14 protein-coding genes are annotated in these 15,432 nt (G+C 58.1%); 10 read left to right on the top strand and 4 right to left on the bottom strand.

What is annotated here, in order from left to right:
• The first annotated feature begins 14 nt into the window (after positions 1–14).
• The 4 genes from OKC28_RS08525 to rnd all read left to right on the top strand — a co-directional run bounded on the left by OKC28_RS08525 (position 15) and on the right by rnd (position 4,473).
• Positions 15–530 carry a Slp family lipoprotein gene (locus OKC28_RS08525; protein WP_059112007.1) on the top strand — a complete coding sequence of 172 codons (516 nt, stop codon included), beginning with the start codon at positions 15–17 and terminating at the stop codon, positions 528–530.
• 8 nt (positions 531–538) lie between these two features.
• The gene (locus OKC28_RS08520) at positions 539–1,405 is read left to right on the top strand and encodes an alpha/beta fold hydrolase (RefSeq protein ID WP_256688305.1); all 867 of its coding nucleotides are present in this window, start codon (positions 539–541) and stop codon (positions 1,403–1,405) included.
• A gap of 197 nt (positions 1,406–1,602) precedes the next feature.
• On the top strand, positions 1,603–3,279 hold the full coding sequence (gene fadD / locus OKC28_RS08515) for a long-chain-fatty-acid--CoA ligase FadD (protein WP_270688726.1): 1,677 nt from the start codon (positions 1,603–1,605) through the stop codon (positions 3,277–3,279).
• An 81-nt stretch (positions 3,280–3,360) separates the two neighbouring features.
• Positions 3,361–4,473 (top strand): ribonuclease D, encoded by a 1,113-nt coding sequence (rnd, locus tag OKC28_RS08510; protein WP_192896008.1) that lies wholly within the window; start codon positions 3,361–3,363, stop codon positions 4,471–4,473.
• 49 nt (positions 4,474–4,522) lie between these two features.
• Here the strand turns inward: rnd and OKC28_RS08505 are convergent, their stop codons facing one another.
• The 3 genes from OKC28_RS08505 to dusC all read right to left on the bottom strand — a co-directional run bounded on the left by OKC28_RS08505 (position 4,523) and on the right by dusC (position 6,786).
• Positions 4,523–5,281, bottom strand: coding sequence for a substrate-binding periplasmic protein (locus tag OKC28_RS08505; protein ID WP_256688306.1), 759 nt, complete (start codon positions 5,279–5,281; stop codon positions 4,523–4,525).
• Between the two features lie 94 nt (positions 5,282–5,375).
• Positions 5,376–5,744: a TraR/DksA family transcriptional regulator gene (locus OKC28_RS08500; protein WP_021139343.1), complete on the bottom strand. Its 369-nt coding sequence runs from the start codon at positions 5,742–5,744 to the stop codon at positions 5,376–5,378.
• A gap of 97 nt (positions 5,745–5,841) precedes the next feature.
• Positions 5,842–6,786: a tRNA dihydrouridine(16) synthase DusC gene (gene dusC, locus OKC28_RS08495; protein ID WP_256688307.1), complete on the bottom strand. Its 945-nt coding sequence runs from the start codon at positions 6,784–6,786 to the stop codon at positions 5,842–5,844.
• Positions 6,787–7,205: 419 nt separating this feature from the next.
• Between dusC and OKC28_RS08490 the strand changes: the two genes are divergently transcribed.
• The 4 genes from OKC28_RS08490 to OKC28_RS08475 all read left to right on the top strand — a co-directional run bounded on the left by OKC28_RS08490 (position 7,206) and on the right by OKC28_RS08475 (position 11,499).
• Positions 7,206–7,583, top strand: a complete 378-nt coding sequence (locus tag OKC28_RS08490; RefSeq protein WP_005311418.1) for a YbaN family protein — start codon at positions 7,206–7,208, stop codon at positions 7,581–7,583.
• 130 nt (positions 7,584–7,713) lie between these two features.
• Entirely contained in the window at positions 7,714–8,259 is a 546-nt protein-coding gene (gene apt / locus OKC28_RS08485; protein ID WP_005311419.1) for an adenine phosphoribosyltransferase, read from the top strand.
• Positions 8,260–8,441: 182 nt separating this feature from the next.
• Positions 8,442–11,042, top strand: coding sequence for a DNA polymerase III subunit gamma/tau (gene dnaX / locus OKC28_RS08480; protein ID WP_256688308.1), 2,601 nt, complete (start codon positions 8,442–8,444; stop codon positions 11,040–11,042).
• 127 nt (positions 11,043–11,169) lie between these two features.
• Positions 11,170–11,499, top strand: a complete 330-nt coding sequence (locus OKC28_RS08475; protein WP_011898717.1) for a YbaB/EbfC family nucleoid-associated protein — start codon at positions 11,170–11,172, stop codon at positions 11,497–11,499.
• A gap of 317 nt (positions 11,500–11,816) precedes the next feature.
• Here OKC28_RS08475 and OKC28_RS08470 read toward each other — a convergent pair whose 3' ends face one another.
• Positions 11,817–13,139, bottom strand: coding sequence for a YjiH family protein (locus OKC28_RS08470; RefSeq protein ID WP_270688701.1), 1,323 nt, complete (start codon positions 13,137–13,139; stop codon positions 11,817–11,819).
• A 554-nt stretch (positions 13,140–13,693) separates the two neighbouring features.
• Here OKC28_RS08470 and OKC28_RS08465 point away from each other — a divergent pair.
• Positions 13,694–14,764, top strand: coding sequence for a helix-turn-helix transcriptional regulator (locus OKC28_RS08465; protein WP_034523647.1), 1,071 nt, complete (start codon positions 13,694–13,696; stop codon positions 14,762–14,764).
• 84 nt (positions 14,765–14,848) lie between these two features.
• A complete protein-coding gene (locus OKC28_RS08460; protein WP_005311439.1) occupies positions 14,849–15,271 on the top strand; it encodes a CBS domain-containing protein in 423 nt (140 codons plus the stop codon).
• Positions 15,272–15,432 lie beyond the last annotated feature (161 nt).

Here is a 15,432-nt window from a genome sequence, read left to right as displayed (position 1 = left end):
AAAAGGAGAGTGACATGATCAAGCGTGCGATGGTGATAGGGTTGGCAGGCTTGCTGCTCGGTGCATGCAGCTCGGTACCCAAGGAGCTGGCGTATGAGCCCGCAAATCAGCTGGTGGCTTATCAGCCCGGCTTGGTTGGTCAGGAAGGCAAGCCTGCCCGCTGGAGCGGGGTCATTTCTGCGGTACACAACAAGGCGGATCAGAGTGTCGTCGAGGTGGTCTATCTGCCGCTCAAGTTCAACGGCGTGCCGGAGCAGACCGAGCAGAGCCCGGGCCGATTTCTGGCCATCATGAAGGGATTTGTCGATCCGACCCTCTACGCCAAGGGACGCAGCCTGACGGTGCTGGGTACCATAGACAAACCGGTAGACAGCCAGATTGGCGAGCACAAATATCGCTTCTCCGTGCTCAATGCCAACTCCAGCAAGCTGTGGCCGCCGGTGAAGGAGGTGGAGATCCGCTACATGGACCCTTACTTCTACGACCCCTTCTATGATCCCTTCTGGCCGAGACGGCCGCTGCGCCGCTAAGGTTGCTCATGACTGTCACCCTGCAGGAAAACATGGTCACCCTGGCCGATGGTCGGCGGGTGGCCTTGCTTGAGAACGAACAACCGGCCCCTGGTCAGCAGGGCAAGCCGCTGCTGATCGCGCTGCACGGCTGGCTCGACAACGGCGCCAGCTTTCTGTCTCTGGCACCCTATCTGGCAGATTTTCACCTGGTCTGTGTCGATCTGCCGGGTCATGGTCATTCAGATCACAAGGCTACCCCTTATGTTTTTGTCGACTGGCTCGATGATCTCTACCAGATCGTTCAGGCGGCAGGCTGGTCCCGTTTTATACTGCTCGGTCACTCCCTCGGTGCCCTGATCGCCTCTGCTTATGCCGGTGTCTTTCCCGAGCAGGTTGAGCGACTCATCATGCTGGAGGGGCTGGGACCACTGACCCAGCCCGATGACACTGTGCCGGAGCAACTGCGTAAAGCGATCTTGAATCGCAGCCGTACTCGCGAGCGAGCCCCCAATGGTTTCGCCTCCATCGACGAAGCGGTAATGGCCCGTTGCAAGGTGGCGGATATAGCCCCATCGGCCGCCCGCCTTATCTGCGAACGGCAGCTGGTTGAACGGGCAGGGCGCTGGTATTGGCGCAGCGATCCCCGCCTGCGGGATCTCTCACCGATACGCATGAGCGAAGGCCAGGCCCAGGCGCTGATCCGTGCCATCCGTTGTCCTGTGCTCTTTATCCGGGGTGAGCAGGGCTTTGCCAGTCTGCTGGCGCAGTGGCAGCTGCGTCATGGTGCATTCGAGCGGATAGAAAGGGTCGTTTTGGCGGGAAACCACCATTTTCATATGGAAAATTCGGCCGATACCGCCGTTTGTATCGAAAAATTTTGTCAAATTCGTTAGAATCACCGGCTTTGAATCATTCCAGGTTTGTCTTCCTCCTCACATTTTCTGTTGTTAATTTGCTGTTAATTGATGTTGCCCTATGTAAGTATGTGCGGCATTAGAGCATGAGCTTAAAACAACCAATTGAAATGGATGTGAACAGGGACGGAGGCAACAAAGTGAGCGCACAGGTGCTAGTTATGCAGGAGAAGTTCGTGGAAAAAGTCTGGCTGAAGCGTTATCCGGAAGGGGTCCCCGCCGAGATCAATCCAGACCAATACAGCTCCCTGGTCGAAATGTTTGAAGAGTCGGTGACCGAGTTCGCCGATCAACCTGCCTTCGTCAACATGGGGCAGACCATCACCTACCGCCGGCTGGAAGAGCAGTCCCGCGCCTTTGCCGCCTACCTGCAAAACGAGCTCAAGCTCAGTCAGGGTGATCGGGTAGCTGTCATGATGCCGAACCTGCTGCAATATCCCATTGCCGTGTTCGGCATACTGCGCGCCGGCATGATAGTGGTGAACGTCAACCCCCTCTATACCCCCCGTGAGCTGGAACATCAGCTCAAGGACTCAGGCGCCAAGGCCATCGTCATCGTCTCCAACTTTGCCCATACATTGGAAAAAGTGGTCTACGACACCCCGATCAAGCACGTCATCCTGACCCGCATGGGTGACAACCTGGGGCTGGCCAAGGGCACGCTCGTCAACTTCGTGGTGAAATACGTCAAGAAGCTGGTGCCAAAATACAACCTGCCCCATGCCAGCACCATGCGCCAGGCCCTCGCCAAGGGGCGCTATCTGCAATACATCAAGCCCGAGATCACCAATGACGATCTCGCCTTCCTGCAGTATACCGGCGGCACCACGGGTCTCTCCAAGGGCGCCATGCTGACCCACCGCAACATGATTGCCAACGTCGAGCAGTGCCTTGGCGTCTACGGCCCCATGCTGGAGCGTGGCAAGGAGTTCGTGGTCACGGCACTGCCGCTCTACCACGTCTTCGCCCTGACGGTGAACTGTCTGCTGTTCATGCGCCTGGGCGGGTACAACCTGCTTATCAGCAACCCGCGCGACATACCGGGCTTTGTCAAAGAGATCAGAAAATACCCCTTCACCTGCATCACGGGGGTCAACACCCTGTTCAATGCCCTGGTCAACAACGGCGAGTTCCAGTCGATGGATTTTGGCAAGCTCAAGTTGACCATAGGGGGGGGCATGGCGGTGCAACGGGCGGTTGCCGAACAGTGGAAGGGGCTGACCGATACCCCGCTGCTGGAAGGTTATGGGCTGACCGAGTGCTCCCCTCTGGTGAGCGTCTGCCCCTACGATCTGCTCGATTACAACGGCTCCATCGGTCTGCCGGTCTGCTCTACCGATATCCGGCTGGTGGATGACGCCGGTCAGGTGATCACCGAGCTCGGCAAGCCGGGCGAGATGCAGGTGCGCGGCCCGCAAGTGATGGTAGGTTACTGGCAGCGACCGGAAGCCACCGCCGAGGTGATGCAGGATGGCTGGCTCTGTACCGGTGATATCGCCGTGTGTGACGAGCAGGGTTTTTTCAAGATTGTTGATCGCAAGAAGGACATGATCCTGGTCTCGGGTTTCAACGTCTACCCGAACGAGATCGAGGACGTGGTGGCGCTCCATCCCAAGGTGCTGGAAGTGGCCGCGGTCGGCGTGCCGCACAAGGTATCCGGCGAGCTGGTGAAGATCTTCGTGGTCAAGAAAGATGCAAAGTTGCAGGAGGACGAGATAATTGCCCACTGCCGCACACATCTGACTGCCTATAAGGTGCCGAAACTGGTAGAATTTCGCGACGAACTTCCCAAGACCAATGTGGGCAAGATCCTGCGGCGCGTGCTGCGCGACGAGGAAATTGCCAAGCAATAACGGGCGATCCGCCGCTGTCATGCAAAACCGTGGGTCATTCCACGGTTTTTTCTTTTGGCCCTGATCAACGCGCAGGCAACGATGCACTATCAACTTATCACTCAGCAAGCCGAACTGGAGCAGTATCTCGCCTCCCTGGCCGACGTTCCCCTGGCCATCGATACTGAATTCGTTCGTACCCGCACCTATTACCCCCAGCTGGGTCTGTTCCAGATCTATGATGGTGAGCATCTGGCGTTGCTGGATCCACTCACCCTGGATCTCGCCCCCCTTTGGCAACGGCTCGGTCGGGCAGGGCAGATCGCCATACTGCACGCTTCCGGCGAAGACCTTGAGCTGATCCAGCATGAAGCCGGTCACCTGCCCAATCAGATGCACGACACCCAGCTGGCAACGGCCTTCCTGGGCTATGGTGTCTCTGTGGGTTTTGGTGCGCTGGCCAAGGAGTTTCTCGGGGTGGAACTGGTCAAGGATCAGGCGCGTACCGACTGGCTCGCCCGCCCGCTCACCGAACGTCAACTCGAATACGCAGCCGCCGATGTGCTCTACCTGATGCCCCTCTACGAGAAGGTGATGGCCAAACTGCACGAAAGCGGCAAATTCGCCTGGTTCGAGCAGGAGTGCCAGAACCACTCGGCTCGCAAAACTCAGGGCAACGATCCCCAACAGGCCTATCTCGACATTATCAACGCCTGGCAACTGGGGCGCCGCGAACTGGCCATACTGCGCGAGCTGGCTGCCTGGCGTCAGCAGGAAGCGGTGCGCCGGGATCTGGCTCTCAACTTCGTGGTCAAGGAGCTGCACCTGTTCAAGGTGGCCGAGCGTCGTCCGGCCTCCCTGCGCGACCTCAACGAATTGGGTCTGGCCCCCATCGAAATCAAGATCCATGGCAAGCGGATGCTGGACATAGTGGCCCAGGCCCAGCGCAGCGAGCCGGATAGCTGGCCTGAGCCGATCCGCCGACTGGTGGATTATCCCCAGTACAAGGCTGAACTCAAGCGCATCAAGGGGATGGTGGAAGAGAAGGCCAAGGCCTGCAATATTCCGCCTGAACTGGTGGCGAGCAAGAAGATCATTCACCAGTACTTCACCTGGAGCTGGCGCATGAGCGATGAAGAGCGCGCCCGCAGCGACAAGCCCATGTTGCTGCAAGGGTGGCGTCATGAGCTGGTGGGTCATTTGCTGGCCCAATAACAGACACCAAAAGAGAGATGGGCCGCTGGGCCCATTTTTTATATCGGTCTCAGCGTAGCGGGTAGTGATAACGGGCAAGGATTTGGGCGTATTGCGGGCTTTGCATCAGCGCCCGTATGGCCTCATCGAGGCGCTGCACCTGCGGCTCTGTGGTAGTGCGGCGATTTAGCATCAAATGCACGGGGTTTTGCTGGATATCGAGCAAGGTGGTCAGTTTATCGAGGGATATGCCCGCGAGGGCCAGCTCCTGCATGCCCATGGGATCCATGACCACCCCCTGAATGCGCCCCGCCAGTAGCAGCTTGATCAATTGCTCCATCCGCAACCTGACGATCAGACGGTCCGTCACCTGGGGTGCCTGCATGAAGGTGCGAAAATCCGCCCCATAATCAAAGTCGCGCAGCACGCCTATGGTGAATTGGGTGAGAGGCAGCAGCTCGGATAGCTGGTCGACCCCTTGCCAGCGTGCTTTGTCCTGGCGTCGGATGATCAGCACTGTGCTTTCATGGCGATAGGGGATGGAGAAGCGGGCAAACTGTTCCCGCTGAACTGTCTTGTTGGCCGTCATCGTTATCTGGAGGGAGCCGAACTCCAGCTCGCGCAGGGTCCGGGCCCAGGGCATTTCGATATAGCGGGCTTCGAAGTCGGCCCGGTTGAAGATGGCCTCCAGCAGTTCTATGTCCAGCCCCTGCAACTGCTGTTGTTCATCGCGAAAGCTGAACGGGTGCCAGCTTGACCAGCCCACGCTCAGTGACTCCTGTGCCCAGGCGGTGAAACACAAACACCATAACAACAAGACTCTGTACACGGAAACATCCCTGTTCAGCACGGTTGTTGTTGATTATTGGATAGAAGCGATAGCCTGACCAGTCGGGAAGAGAGGATGCACGAATGTGCATCCCTTAGAGTTCGTGAGCGTGGAACCCCTTGTCATAACGGGTTTCGCAGCGCGGACAGCGTTGCAGGGTCGGATCCTGCTCGAGTTGCTCGATGGAGAGCGGCTCCTCGCAATCGGAGCAAAGACCATAAAGGCCCAGATCCATTTGACAGAGAGCCGCATCGATCCGCTTGAGGCTCGCCACACTCTGCTCCACCTTGGGCAAATCGAGACGACTGGTCAGGTCAACCAGCTGATCCCGCTCGCAGTGATCCACTTTTTCCGCCCACTCGTCACGCCGGCAGGCTTTGAGCTGATCGATCAGCTCTCCTCTTACTTGCGCCCAGTCAGCCAGCAGGCGTTCACGCCACACGGCCAACCGGGCTTGCGTCATTTCACACACACTAGCCCCCAACAGACGAATTACAAATCCAGGGCAGTATAGGGAAGCGACAGGATTATCAAGATGATATGCGTCAAGTAAAGGACGGTTAGATCACAGTTTTCGTGGCTTGCAACAGGGCCTCGCGAATGGGATCCGTCTCCTTGAACAGGCGGATATCACGAAACAACAGGTCGGCTTGCGGGTATTCCCGTTTGAGGTAACTGAACCACTGTTTGATGCGGCTGGGATAGTAATCCGCCTTCTCGCTCGCCAGATCCTGCTCCGTGTAATTCACCATCAGCTGCAACACTGCTGCCCAGCTCATGTGAGGGCAGCCGGTCTTCATCACGTTGGCCAGATTGGGGAGGGAGATGGCGCCACGGCCCACCATGAGGGCGTCGCAACCGGAGACACTGGCGCAGGTCAGGGCATCCTGGTGATCCCAGATCTCGCCATTGGCAGTGACGGGAATGGGCAGGGCGCGGCGGATGGCGTCCACATACTCCCAATGAGCCGGCGCCTTGTAGCCTTCGCGCTTGGTGCGGGCATGTACCGCCAGCTCGTTGGCGCCGGCCTGATAGACAGCCTGAGCATTCTCCAGGTAGAGATCCTTGTCATCGTAACCGAGGCGGATCTTGGCGCTGACCGGCAGATGGGCGGGCACCGCCTCACGTACCGCCTTGACGATACGGTAGACGGCCTCGGGCTCCTTGAGCAAGACGGCGCCTCCCTTGCTCTTGTTCACTGTGGGGGCAGGGCAGCCAAAGTTGAGATCGACCCCCGGTGAGCCGAGCTCGATGGCACGCACAGCATTTTCTGCCAGCCATTCAGGGTGCTGCCCCAGCAGTTGTACTCGCACAGGTGTGCCGGCGCGGGTCTTGCCGCCCTGCTTGAGTTCGGGTGCGATCCGATAAAACACCTTGGCAGGCAGCAGCTGATCGACCACACGGATAAATTCGCTCACGCAGAGGTCGTAATCGTTGACGGAGGTGAGGACCTCCCGCATCAGGTGATCCAGCACCCCCTGCATGGGGGCCAAAATAACGCGCATAGCTGCTTCCGAAGACAAGGGGAGAAAAAAGAGCGCAGATTGTAGAGGCAATGGCCGGTGTTGTCAGCCGTCAGCCCACACGTCGGGATGAATCATCCACCTAGTGCAAGGGGATGAACATCATAACGCGCATAACCGGTTCCGAAGGCAAGGGGAGAAAAAGAGGGCAGATTGTAGAGGCAATGGGAGGCGTTGTCAGCCGTCAGCCCACACGTCGGGATGAATCAGCCACCTAGCGCAAGGGGATGAACATCATAACGCGCATAACCGGTTCCGAAGGCAAGGGATTGCAGAGACGATAGCCGTTGGCAGCATCATTGAGTCTGATGAGCCGCAGATTGCTGCGGAGATAGCCGACGTTGTCGGCTTTTGGGCCAATTCTGTTAGGCTAAGCAGAGGTGCATTGTAAAGGAGCGGCCATGAAACGTTGGTGTCTGATGGGGTTGGGCTGGTTGGCCTTCGTGACAGGCATTGTCGGGATAGTGCTGCCACTGCTGCCAACCACTCCCTTCATGTTGCTGGCGGCGGCGCTGTTTGCCCGTTCTTCTCCCCGCTTTCACCGCTGGCTGCTGGCTCACCCCTGGTTCGGGCCGCCCATCGTCGACTGGCAGCTGCACCGCGGCATTCGCCGCCATGCCCGCCGCCGCGCTGTCGTCTTTATCCTGCTCTCTTTCTCTGTGTCCCTGGCAGTGGTGCCTCTGCTGTGGGTCAGATTGCTGCTCATTGCCATAATGGTGATCCTGCTCACCTGGTTAATACGTTTGCCAGTACTGGAGCCAGTTGCAATGGAGAAGTGAAGTCCCTAAGCTATTGCGGCAATAATGCTATGGAGTCGGCCTGTCATGTTGCGTGATGGGCCTTTTTATTTCCCGCTGGCGGGAAGATGAGATAAACGGCCATCTGGGTCGAAAAACAAACGGTCAAACCATGAATCCGGAAACCCTGAAATTTATCGAAGCGAGCATCAAGACCATTCCCGACTATCCGAAGCCGGGCATTCTGTTTCGTGACATCACCAGCCTGATAGAGAATGCGGAGGCCTTCAAGGCCACCATCGATCTGCTGGCCGAGCATTATCGTGATCAAGGGATCACCAAGATCGTCGGTACGGAAGCCCGCGGCTTTATCTTCGGTGCGCCGGTCGCCTTCGCCATGGGCTTGGGGTTTGTGCCTGTGCGCAAGCCTGGCAAACTGCCCCGCGCCGTGATTGAAGAGTCCTATGCCCTCGAGTACGGCACCGACACCCTGCAACTGCACACCGATGCCATAGTACCGGGCGACAAGGTGCTGGTGGTTGACGATCTGCTGGCGACCGGCGGCACCGTCGATGCGACCGTCAAGCTTATCCGCCGTGCCGGTGGTGAGGTGGCCGATGCGGCCTTCATCATCTCACTGCCGTCCCTGGGTGGTGACGCCCGCCTGACTGCGGCCGGCATCAAGGTCGTCTCACTGGTCGAACTGGCCGGCGAATAATAATCCCCCAGTATGCAAAGCAGGCCTCGTCAGCCTGTTGCGCGTCTTGAAACCGGTGCCCGTCCGGGCATCGGTTTGAAATTCAAGCGATCCCTCCCGACCTCGCCGATAGCCGATACAGCCCAACATCCATTTGTGTTAGCATTCTGCCTCAATGCCTTGTTATCCCTGCATCGAGATTTATGAGCTATCAGGTTCTGGCGCGTAAATGGCGCCCCCATACGTTTGAACAAGTGGTAGGCCAGCATCATGTGCTGACCGCCTTGACCAACGCCCTGGATCAGGGGAGGTTGCATCATGCCTATCTGCTCAGCGGTACCCGAGGGGTCGGCAAGACCACCATAGCCCGCATTCTGGCCAAGAGTCTCAATTGCGAGCAGGGGATCAGCAGTCACCCGTGCGGCGTATGCGACACCTGCCGCGAGATCGATCAGGGCAACTTTGTCGATCTGCTGGAGATTGATGCCGCCTCCCGCACCAAGGTGGAAGATACCCGCGAGCTGCTCGATAACGTGCAGTACCGCCCGGCCCGCGGCCGCTTCAAGGTGTATCTCATCGATGAGGTGCACATGTTGTCGCGTCACAGCTTCAACGCTCTGCTCAAAACCCTGGAAGAGCCGCCCCCCTATGTGAAGTTTCTGCTGGCCACCACGGATCCGCAGAAGCTGCCCATTACCATTCTCTCCCGTTGCTTGCAGTTTCATCTCAAGAGTCTGGATCAGACCCAGATTGCCAAGCAGCTGGAGTGGGTGCTGGATCAGGAAGCTCAACCGTTCGAACCGCGTGCCCTGCTGGCCCTGGCCAAGGCGGCCGATGGCAGCATGCGCGATGCCCTGAGTCTGACCGATCAGGCGCTGGCCCATGGCAATGGCAGCGTGCGCCTTGAAAGCGTGCTGGCCATGTTGGGCACCCTGGACCATCGTCACCTGCACCAGTTGCTGGAGGCGATCCTGCGCCAGGATGCGGCGGCCACCATGGCCAAGATCACGGAAATCGCTACTCTGGGTCCCGACTTTGATCAGCTTCATGCCGAGCTGGAAGGGCTGCTGCACCGCATCGCCATGGCGCAGCTGTTGCCTGCCACAGTGCAGGAGCAGGGGGCCGATGCCGAGTCTCTGCTGCAACTTGCCCAAGCCATGAGCCCGGAAGAGGTGCAGCTTTGCTACCAAATCGTGCTGGGGGGACGAAAAGATTTGCCCTGGGCACCGGACGGTCGCACCTCGCTGGAGATGACGTGCTTGCGCATGCTGGCTTTCTCCCCGCGTCGTGAGGCCGTGCATCCTGCCAATCTCACGGCTCTGCCACCCTCCATGGCGGGAGGGATGGGAGCCGCGCCGGCCCAGCTGGGAAAGTCCCGCGGGGCTGACTCCGCCCCGACGCTGGCCACTGCGATTGTGGCTCCCCTTGCTGCCCCCGGGTCCGTGTCGGTAGAACATACCGCCACCCGGATGGTGCCCCTTGTTGCGCATGCCGTGCTCGAGACGGATGAGCAGGAGACGGCCAGCGATGCGCTGAGCGCGCCGCTCTTTGCAGAACAGGACGAGTTGCTGCGCGAAGCGCAGCAGATGGGTTACGAGGCGCAGCCTGCCATGGATGCGCCGAGCACCCCGATCATCAGCACCGTTGTGGTTGCCGATGAGGCGATGCAGCACCTTCCTTCAGATATGGCAGTGGCAGCTGAGCAACCCACCGAGGTGCCGGTTGAGATAATCGCCGAGTCGGTGGTTGAGCCTGAAGCCGCGCCGTCTGCCGCGTCCAGCATGCAGAGCCTGCTTGGCAAGCGCAATCTGCTGCGCAGCCGATTGCGCAGCGAGCCTGCGACAGCCCAGGCCCCGCGTGTTGCCCCCATCAAACCGGTGGCTGCGCCCGAGGGGCGCCCTGTCGCGCAACCAGCCGTCACGCCACCATCAGCTCCCTGGCAAGGGGCGGCTGTGGTGCCTGTCCATCATTCAGCCCCTGTGACGGCATATGACGAATTGCCGCCGCTGGATGCGTATGATGAGGGGGGCAGCGACTATGAAGAGTACCTGAATCAAGGCTTTGGCGAGTCTGCTGCCAGTGCGTCAATGGCGAATGTGGCACAGACGGTGGCTTCGGGAGCCAGTGCCGTGCCTGCCTATGATCAGGCTGCCCCGGCTCAGGCGCCCACCAGGGCTCGCCCCAACCCCGATGATCTGCCGCCCTGGGATCTGGACGGTACGCCGGCCGCGAGGGCGCAGGTAGCACCTGCCGTGTCCAGTGCCGCACCCGTGATGCCCCAAGCGGTTGCTACCAGCGAGCCAGCGCCCATGGTTGCCTCCGTGATGGAGACCATCGACTGGGATGAGCTGGAGAGCGACAACCAACCCGAGGAGGGGGAAGAGGTCGCCAGACTGATCCCGTCTTCCTTGCTGGTCAATTGCGGCGATCCCTGGGCTGAGTTGATTGCCCGTACCGGCGTCGGTGGCCGGCTGCGTCAGCTTGCGATCAACTCTGTTATGACCCGGCAGGGGGACAAGGTGTTGTTGACCCTGAAACCCGAACAGCGTCATCTGGTCAGCGACAGGGCCCGTGTCGATCTGGCCGAGATCATAGGCCCCGAGCTTGGCCAAGCCGTGCAGGTGGAGGTGACACTGGGGACTGTGCCGGATCAGGAAACCCCCCTTGAGATCGAGCATCGCCTCTATCTGGGGGTGCGCGAGCAGGTGAGCCGGGATCTGGAGCAGGATCCCAATGTGCAATTTCTCAGACAAAGGTTTGGCGCCGTGCTCCACCAGGAGAGCATAGAGCCGCTGAGCAGTTGAATACGATTCGTTAAAACCCATGCCGGGCCCAGTGCCCGGTTGAAAAGGGGTTTGCCTGTCCCCATTTAGGACAGAACAAGCCCACAGCCCGGCGCTGGATGCCGGATTTCAAGACGAGAGACGACATATGTTTGGTAAAGGTGGAATGGGGAACCTGATGAAACAGGCCCAACAGATGCAAGAGCGCATGCAAAAGATGCAAGAGCAGCTTGCCGAGATGGAAGTAGTCGGCGAAGCCGGTGCTGGTATGGTCAAGGTCACCATGGCTGGCAGTCACAGCGTGCGTCGCATCGAGATCGATCAGAGCCTGATGGAAGATGACAAAGAGATGATCGAAGATCTGGTTGCTGCTGCCGTCAACGATGCCGTACGTCGTGTGGAAGAGCAGAGCAAGAGCAAGATGGGCGAGCTGACCGGTGGCATGCAACTGCCCCCAGGCATGAAGCTGCCCTTCTAAGGATGCTGACGTAAATCCAATGCGTCGATAGGGGCGTGAGCTCAGGGCCAGATCGGTCTGATGCTCCTTGCGATGTGGCGCAGGATGGGTGTTTCATTCGTTCCTCATCTGGCATCGCAAGCCCTATCAAGCGTGACCAGAACGCAGCTGATACAGGGATCTGTGTCAGCTGCGTTTTTTATGGCGCTTTTTCCGATGAAGCGCCCCGGTGCCGGGCTGGTGTAATGGCTGTCCCTAAGCCAAAAGAAGGCGCCCTCGGGCGCCTTCTTGGTTTGTGCACGCGCTTGCGCGTCATCACTAGGGTGTTGCCACCTTGCTTAACTCAGCCAGCCTGCTGCCATGGCAAGCTTGCCGCACAGTGCGGCAAGCACTATGCCAAGCAGGGTGCGCAGCAGCCAGATCACCACCAGCTGGCCCACACTCACCGGGATCCGGGTGGCCAGGATGCAGGGTATGGAAGCGGAGAAGAAGAGAACCGAGCTGACCGATACCACTGCGGTGACATAGCGCACCAGCAGGTCGGCATCTTTGAGCAAAATGGCGGGCAAGAACATCTCTGCCAGCCCGGCAGAAAGTGCCCTGGCAGTTTCCAGCGGTTCGCCCAGTTCCAGCAGCCAGGTGAGCGGCCACAGCAGCCAGCCCAGCAGGTCGAACAGCGGTGTGTGCTGCGCCAGCAACAGACCGAGCAGACCGACCGACAATATGGTGGGCACCACGGCAGCCGCCATCAGCAGGCCATCCTTGAGGTTGGCCTGCAACTGGCGCAGTACGGGTTGCGCCATGCTGGATTGGGTCAGCCCGGATGCCAGTGCGGCTTGCCAGCGGTTCTTGCCGGCGGGCAATGGTTCGTCGGTTTCCCCATGATGGGCCATGTTGGAGATGGGGGGCACGCGCGCCAGGATGGCGGTGATGACAAAGGTGATCACCAGGGTGGACCAGAAATAGAAGTTCCAGTGTTCCATCAGGTTGAGGGTCTTGGCGACTATGATCATGAACGCGGCCGATACGGTGGAGAACCCGGTCGCAATGATGACCGCTTCCCGCACAGTGTATTTACCCGCGAGAAAGACCCGGTTGGTGATGAGCAGTCCTACCGAATAGCTGCCGATGAAAGAGGCGACCGCATCAATGGCAGAGTGCCCCGGCGTGCGCCACAGCGGCCGCATCACGGGCTGCATCAGTACGCCTATCAGCTCCAGCAGACCGAAGCCGAGCAAGAAAGTAAGAGCCATGGCACCAATGGGCACGATAAGACCGACCGACATGGCCAGCTTGTCAAACAGGAAGGGCAGACGATCCGGTGTCATCAGCCAGGCCGGTCCCAGATTGGCAACATACATGAGTGCCAGTACCAGGCCGATCAGCTTGAACAGGCTCAGAAGCCGGTCGATGGGACGGGCGCGCCAGCGACCATCCAGCAAGGGTGTGATGGCACCATAGCCAATCAGCAACAGGATCAACCCCACCGCCAGTGGGCGCTGCGCTATCAGAAAACCGGCCAGGTGGTCCACCATGATGGTGCTGCGGCCTGCCAGTTCAAAGGGGATGAAGAAGATGGCGATACCAAACAGGCTGGCTAGCAGCAGCTTGATCCCCGCCGCTGATCTGGTGGGCGCTATCAATGCATTTTCCGGTTCCATACACTCTCCTTGTGGTTGATACCTGTCCGATATCCATCTAACGAATTGTATATACAATACCCGTCCGCGTTCACAAACAAAACACAAAATTAACTATTGAGAAACAAGCTCAACTTGAGTCTTTTATGAGGGGACCCAGACAATTAACGGCTTGCCCGGCTCTTTGGGATGAGGGTTTGCCAGCACGATGGAATAGATAACCTGTGGCTTGTCTGCGTAGACCCGGTATCGCAGCACCGCGGGTTGCAGGGTGTCGCGCTTTTATCCGGGCTGGACCCGCTGTCATGGCAAAAGGGATAAAATGTGAGGCCTGTCGGGTAATCAGGATGTCACAGAGACAGGAATCTTTAGACCGACAAAAAAATCCATAGCGACAAAAAGCATAAAAAACATTAACTTGGATTTTAAATTTTCGCTTTCGCTCACCCTTATGTTGTTTCATCATTACTATTTACGGAACAGTTATAAAACCTTTGTTCATTTGACTACTTTTCGCGTTTCTCATTGCAGAGTAAGATGCCTCCTCAATAAAAATAAGAATTAGGAGTTCGGGTGTGAAGGCATTAGTAAAGGAAAGGGTATCGCCCTATATAAGCCAGTTATATGAGTGCGGTATTAATGATTCTGACATTAAGTTGGTGGTGGATCAGTTCCGCACCGATGTGTCGGGGAGTTCCTCGCTATTTTTGTTACGGGATGATGACAAAAGCGACGGGATAAAACTCTTCTCAAGCGGCCTGACCGAGGCTCAGCAGCAGTTCTATGTGCAACACCATCGTCAGGATGTGTGGTTCAATCATTATCTGGACAAGGGCTGCCAGGGCATAGTCAATGCCACCACCCTGTCCAATTCGGCAGGATTGCTGGCCAGCTTCGGCGCCCAGTTTGCGGCGGGTGGCGTCTGCCGGGTGAAGGGGCGGGGCCTTAGCAGCCTGTGTACCTATCGTGGTGCCAGCCAGGATGATTTCAGTGCTCAGGATATCTCCTCACTGGGAGAGGTTTATTCCGGCCTGGCTGCCTGGAGCCACCATTATTGGAATCTGCTGGCTCTGGAGACCCAGAACTACCAGCTGCAGCAGCTGGTTAAAAATCATAATAAGCCCAGTGCCATCGTCGATGACAAAGGCCATATCCATTATTCCAATGTGGCCTTCAACCGTATCTCAGATGAAAATGTGGAGCTGCGGGCCATCAATGGTATCTTCTCGCTGCAAAATAAGGAGCAGCAACGCCAGTTCAAAGAGATATTGAATGGCTTTGCTTACCTGTTGCCGGGAGCGAGCGCTTATATGTCCATTCCCCGTCAGGCCAATTTAAGGCCCTTGCTGATCCAGTGCACCCTGATGAGCGGCCTCAGCCGGTTTGAGCGTTATGTGGAAGTGGTGCTGCGGGATCCCGAACACTCATTCAATCCCGATATCGAGGCACTGGCGAGCCTTTACCCCCTCACCATCGGCGAGAAAGAGTTGTTGGTGCTGATGAGCAAGGGTTATAGCAGCAACGACATCGCCGAGCTGCGCGGTGTCAAGGTGGAAACAGTCCGCTCGACCCTCAAAGGGGTCTTCAAGAAAACCGACTGCCACAGCCAGAACGAGTTGCTGTTGCTGCTGCAATCCATCTCCTGATATTGGGCGAGCTATGCTTGGTGTGGGTCGGACATAGTGTCTGACTTGCGCCTCCCGCCCGGGAGGCTGGTTGGGGGAAGCACAATGGAATCACTAAAAGCAAAGGATTACATGCAGCACCGGCCCATCACGTTCAGCGCTGACATGATGGTGCAATCTGCGGTGGAAAAGTTTCTCAATAGCCGCCAGCTCGGTGGCCCGGTAGTGGATGCACTGGGTCATCTCATTGGTTGGGTGTCCGAGCAGGACTGTATCGCCGTCATGCTCAAAGAGGCCTATCACTGCGAGCAGGTGGCTCAGGTCAAGAATGTGATGCGCAATGAGGTGCTGGCCGTCGGGCCTGATACCAGCATTCTGGAATTGGCCGAGATGATGATGGGGCAAAAGCCCAAGATCTATCCTGTGGTGGAGGAGGGTCGCCTGCTCGGGGTGATCAGCCGTCACGATGTGATGCAGGCGATCCATGCCCAGCTGGGTACCTGCTTCGTGCACAAGGCCCGGGTCTGATCAGGTTGAGTGGACGGCGTCATCAGGAGCAGGCCGGGTGCCTGCTCTTTTTATTCAGGCATTCTCTTCATACCGGATGTATTCCGGCTTTCATCGCTACCCCAGTCGCTTTAAGGCTTGCACCGCTCCCGCCCGCTCTTTAGGATCTGCCGAAGCTTGTC

The sequence above is a fragment of the Aeromonas sp. D3 genome, from assembly GCF_027705025.1.
GTDB lineage: Bacteria > Pseudomonadota > Gammaproteobacteria > Enterobacterales > Aeromonadaceae > Aeromonas > Aeromonas salmonicida.
The sequence above is the reverse complement of the archived record's forward strand: the minus strand, read 5'-3'. Positions and strand labels throughout refer to the sequence as shown.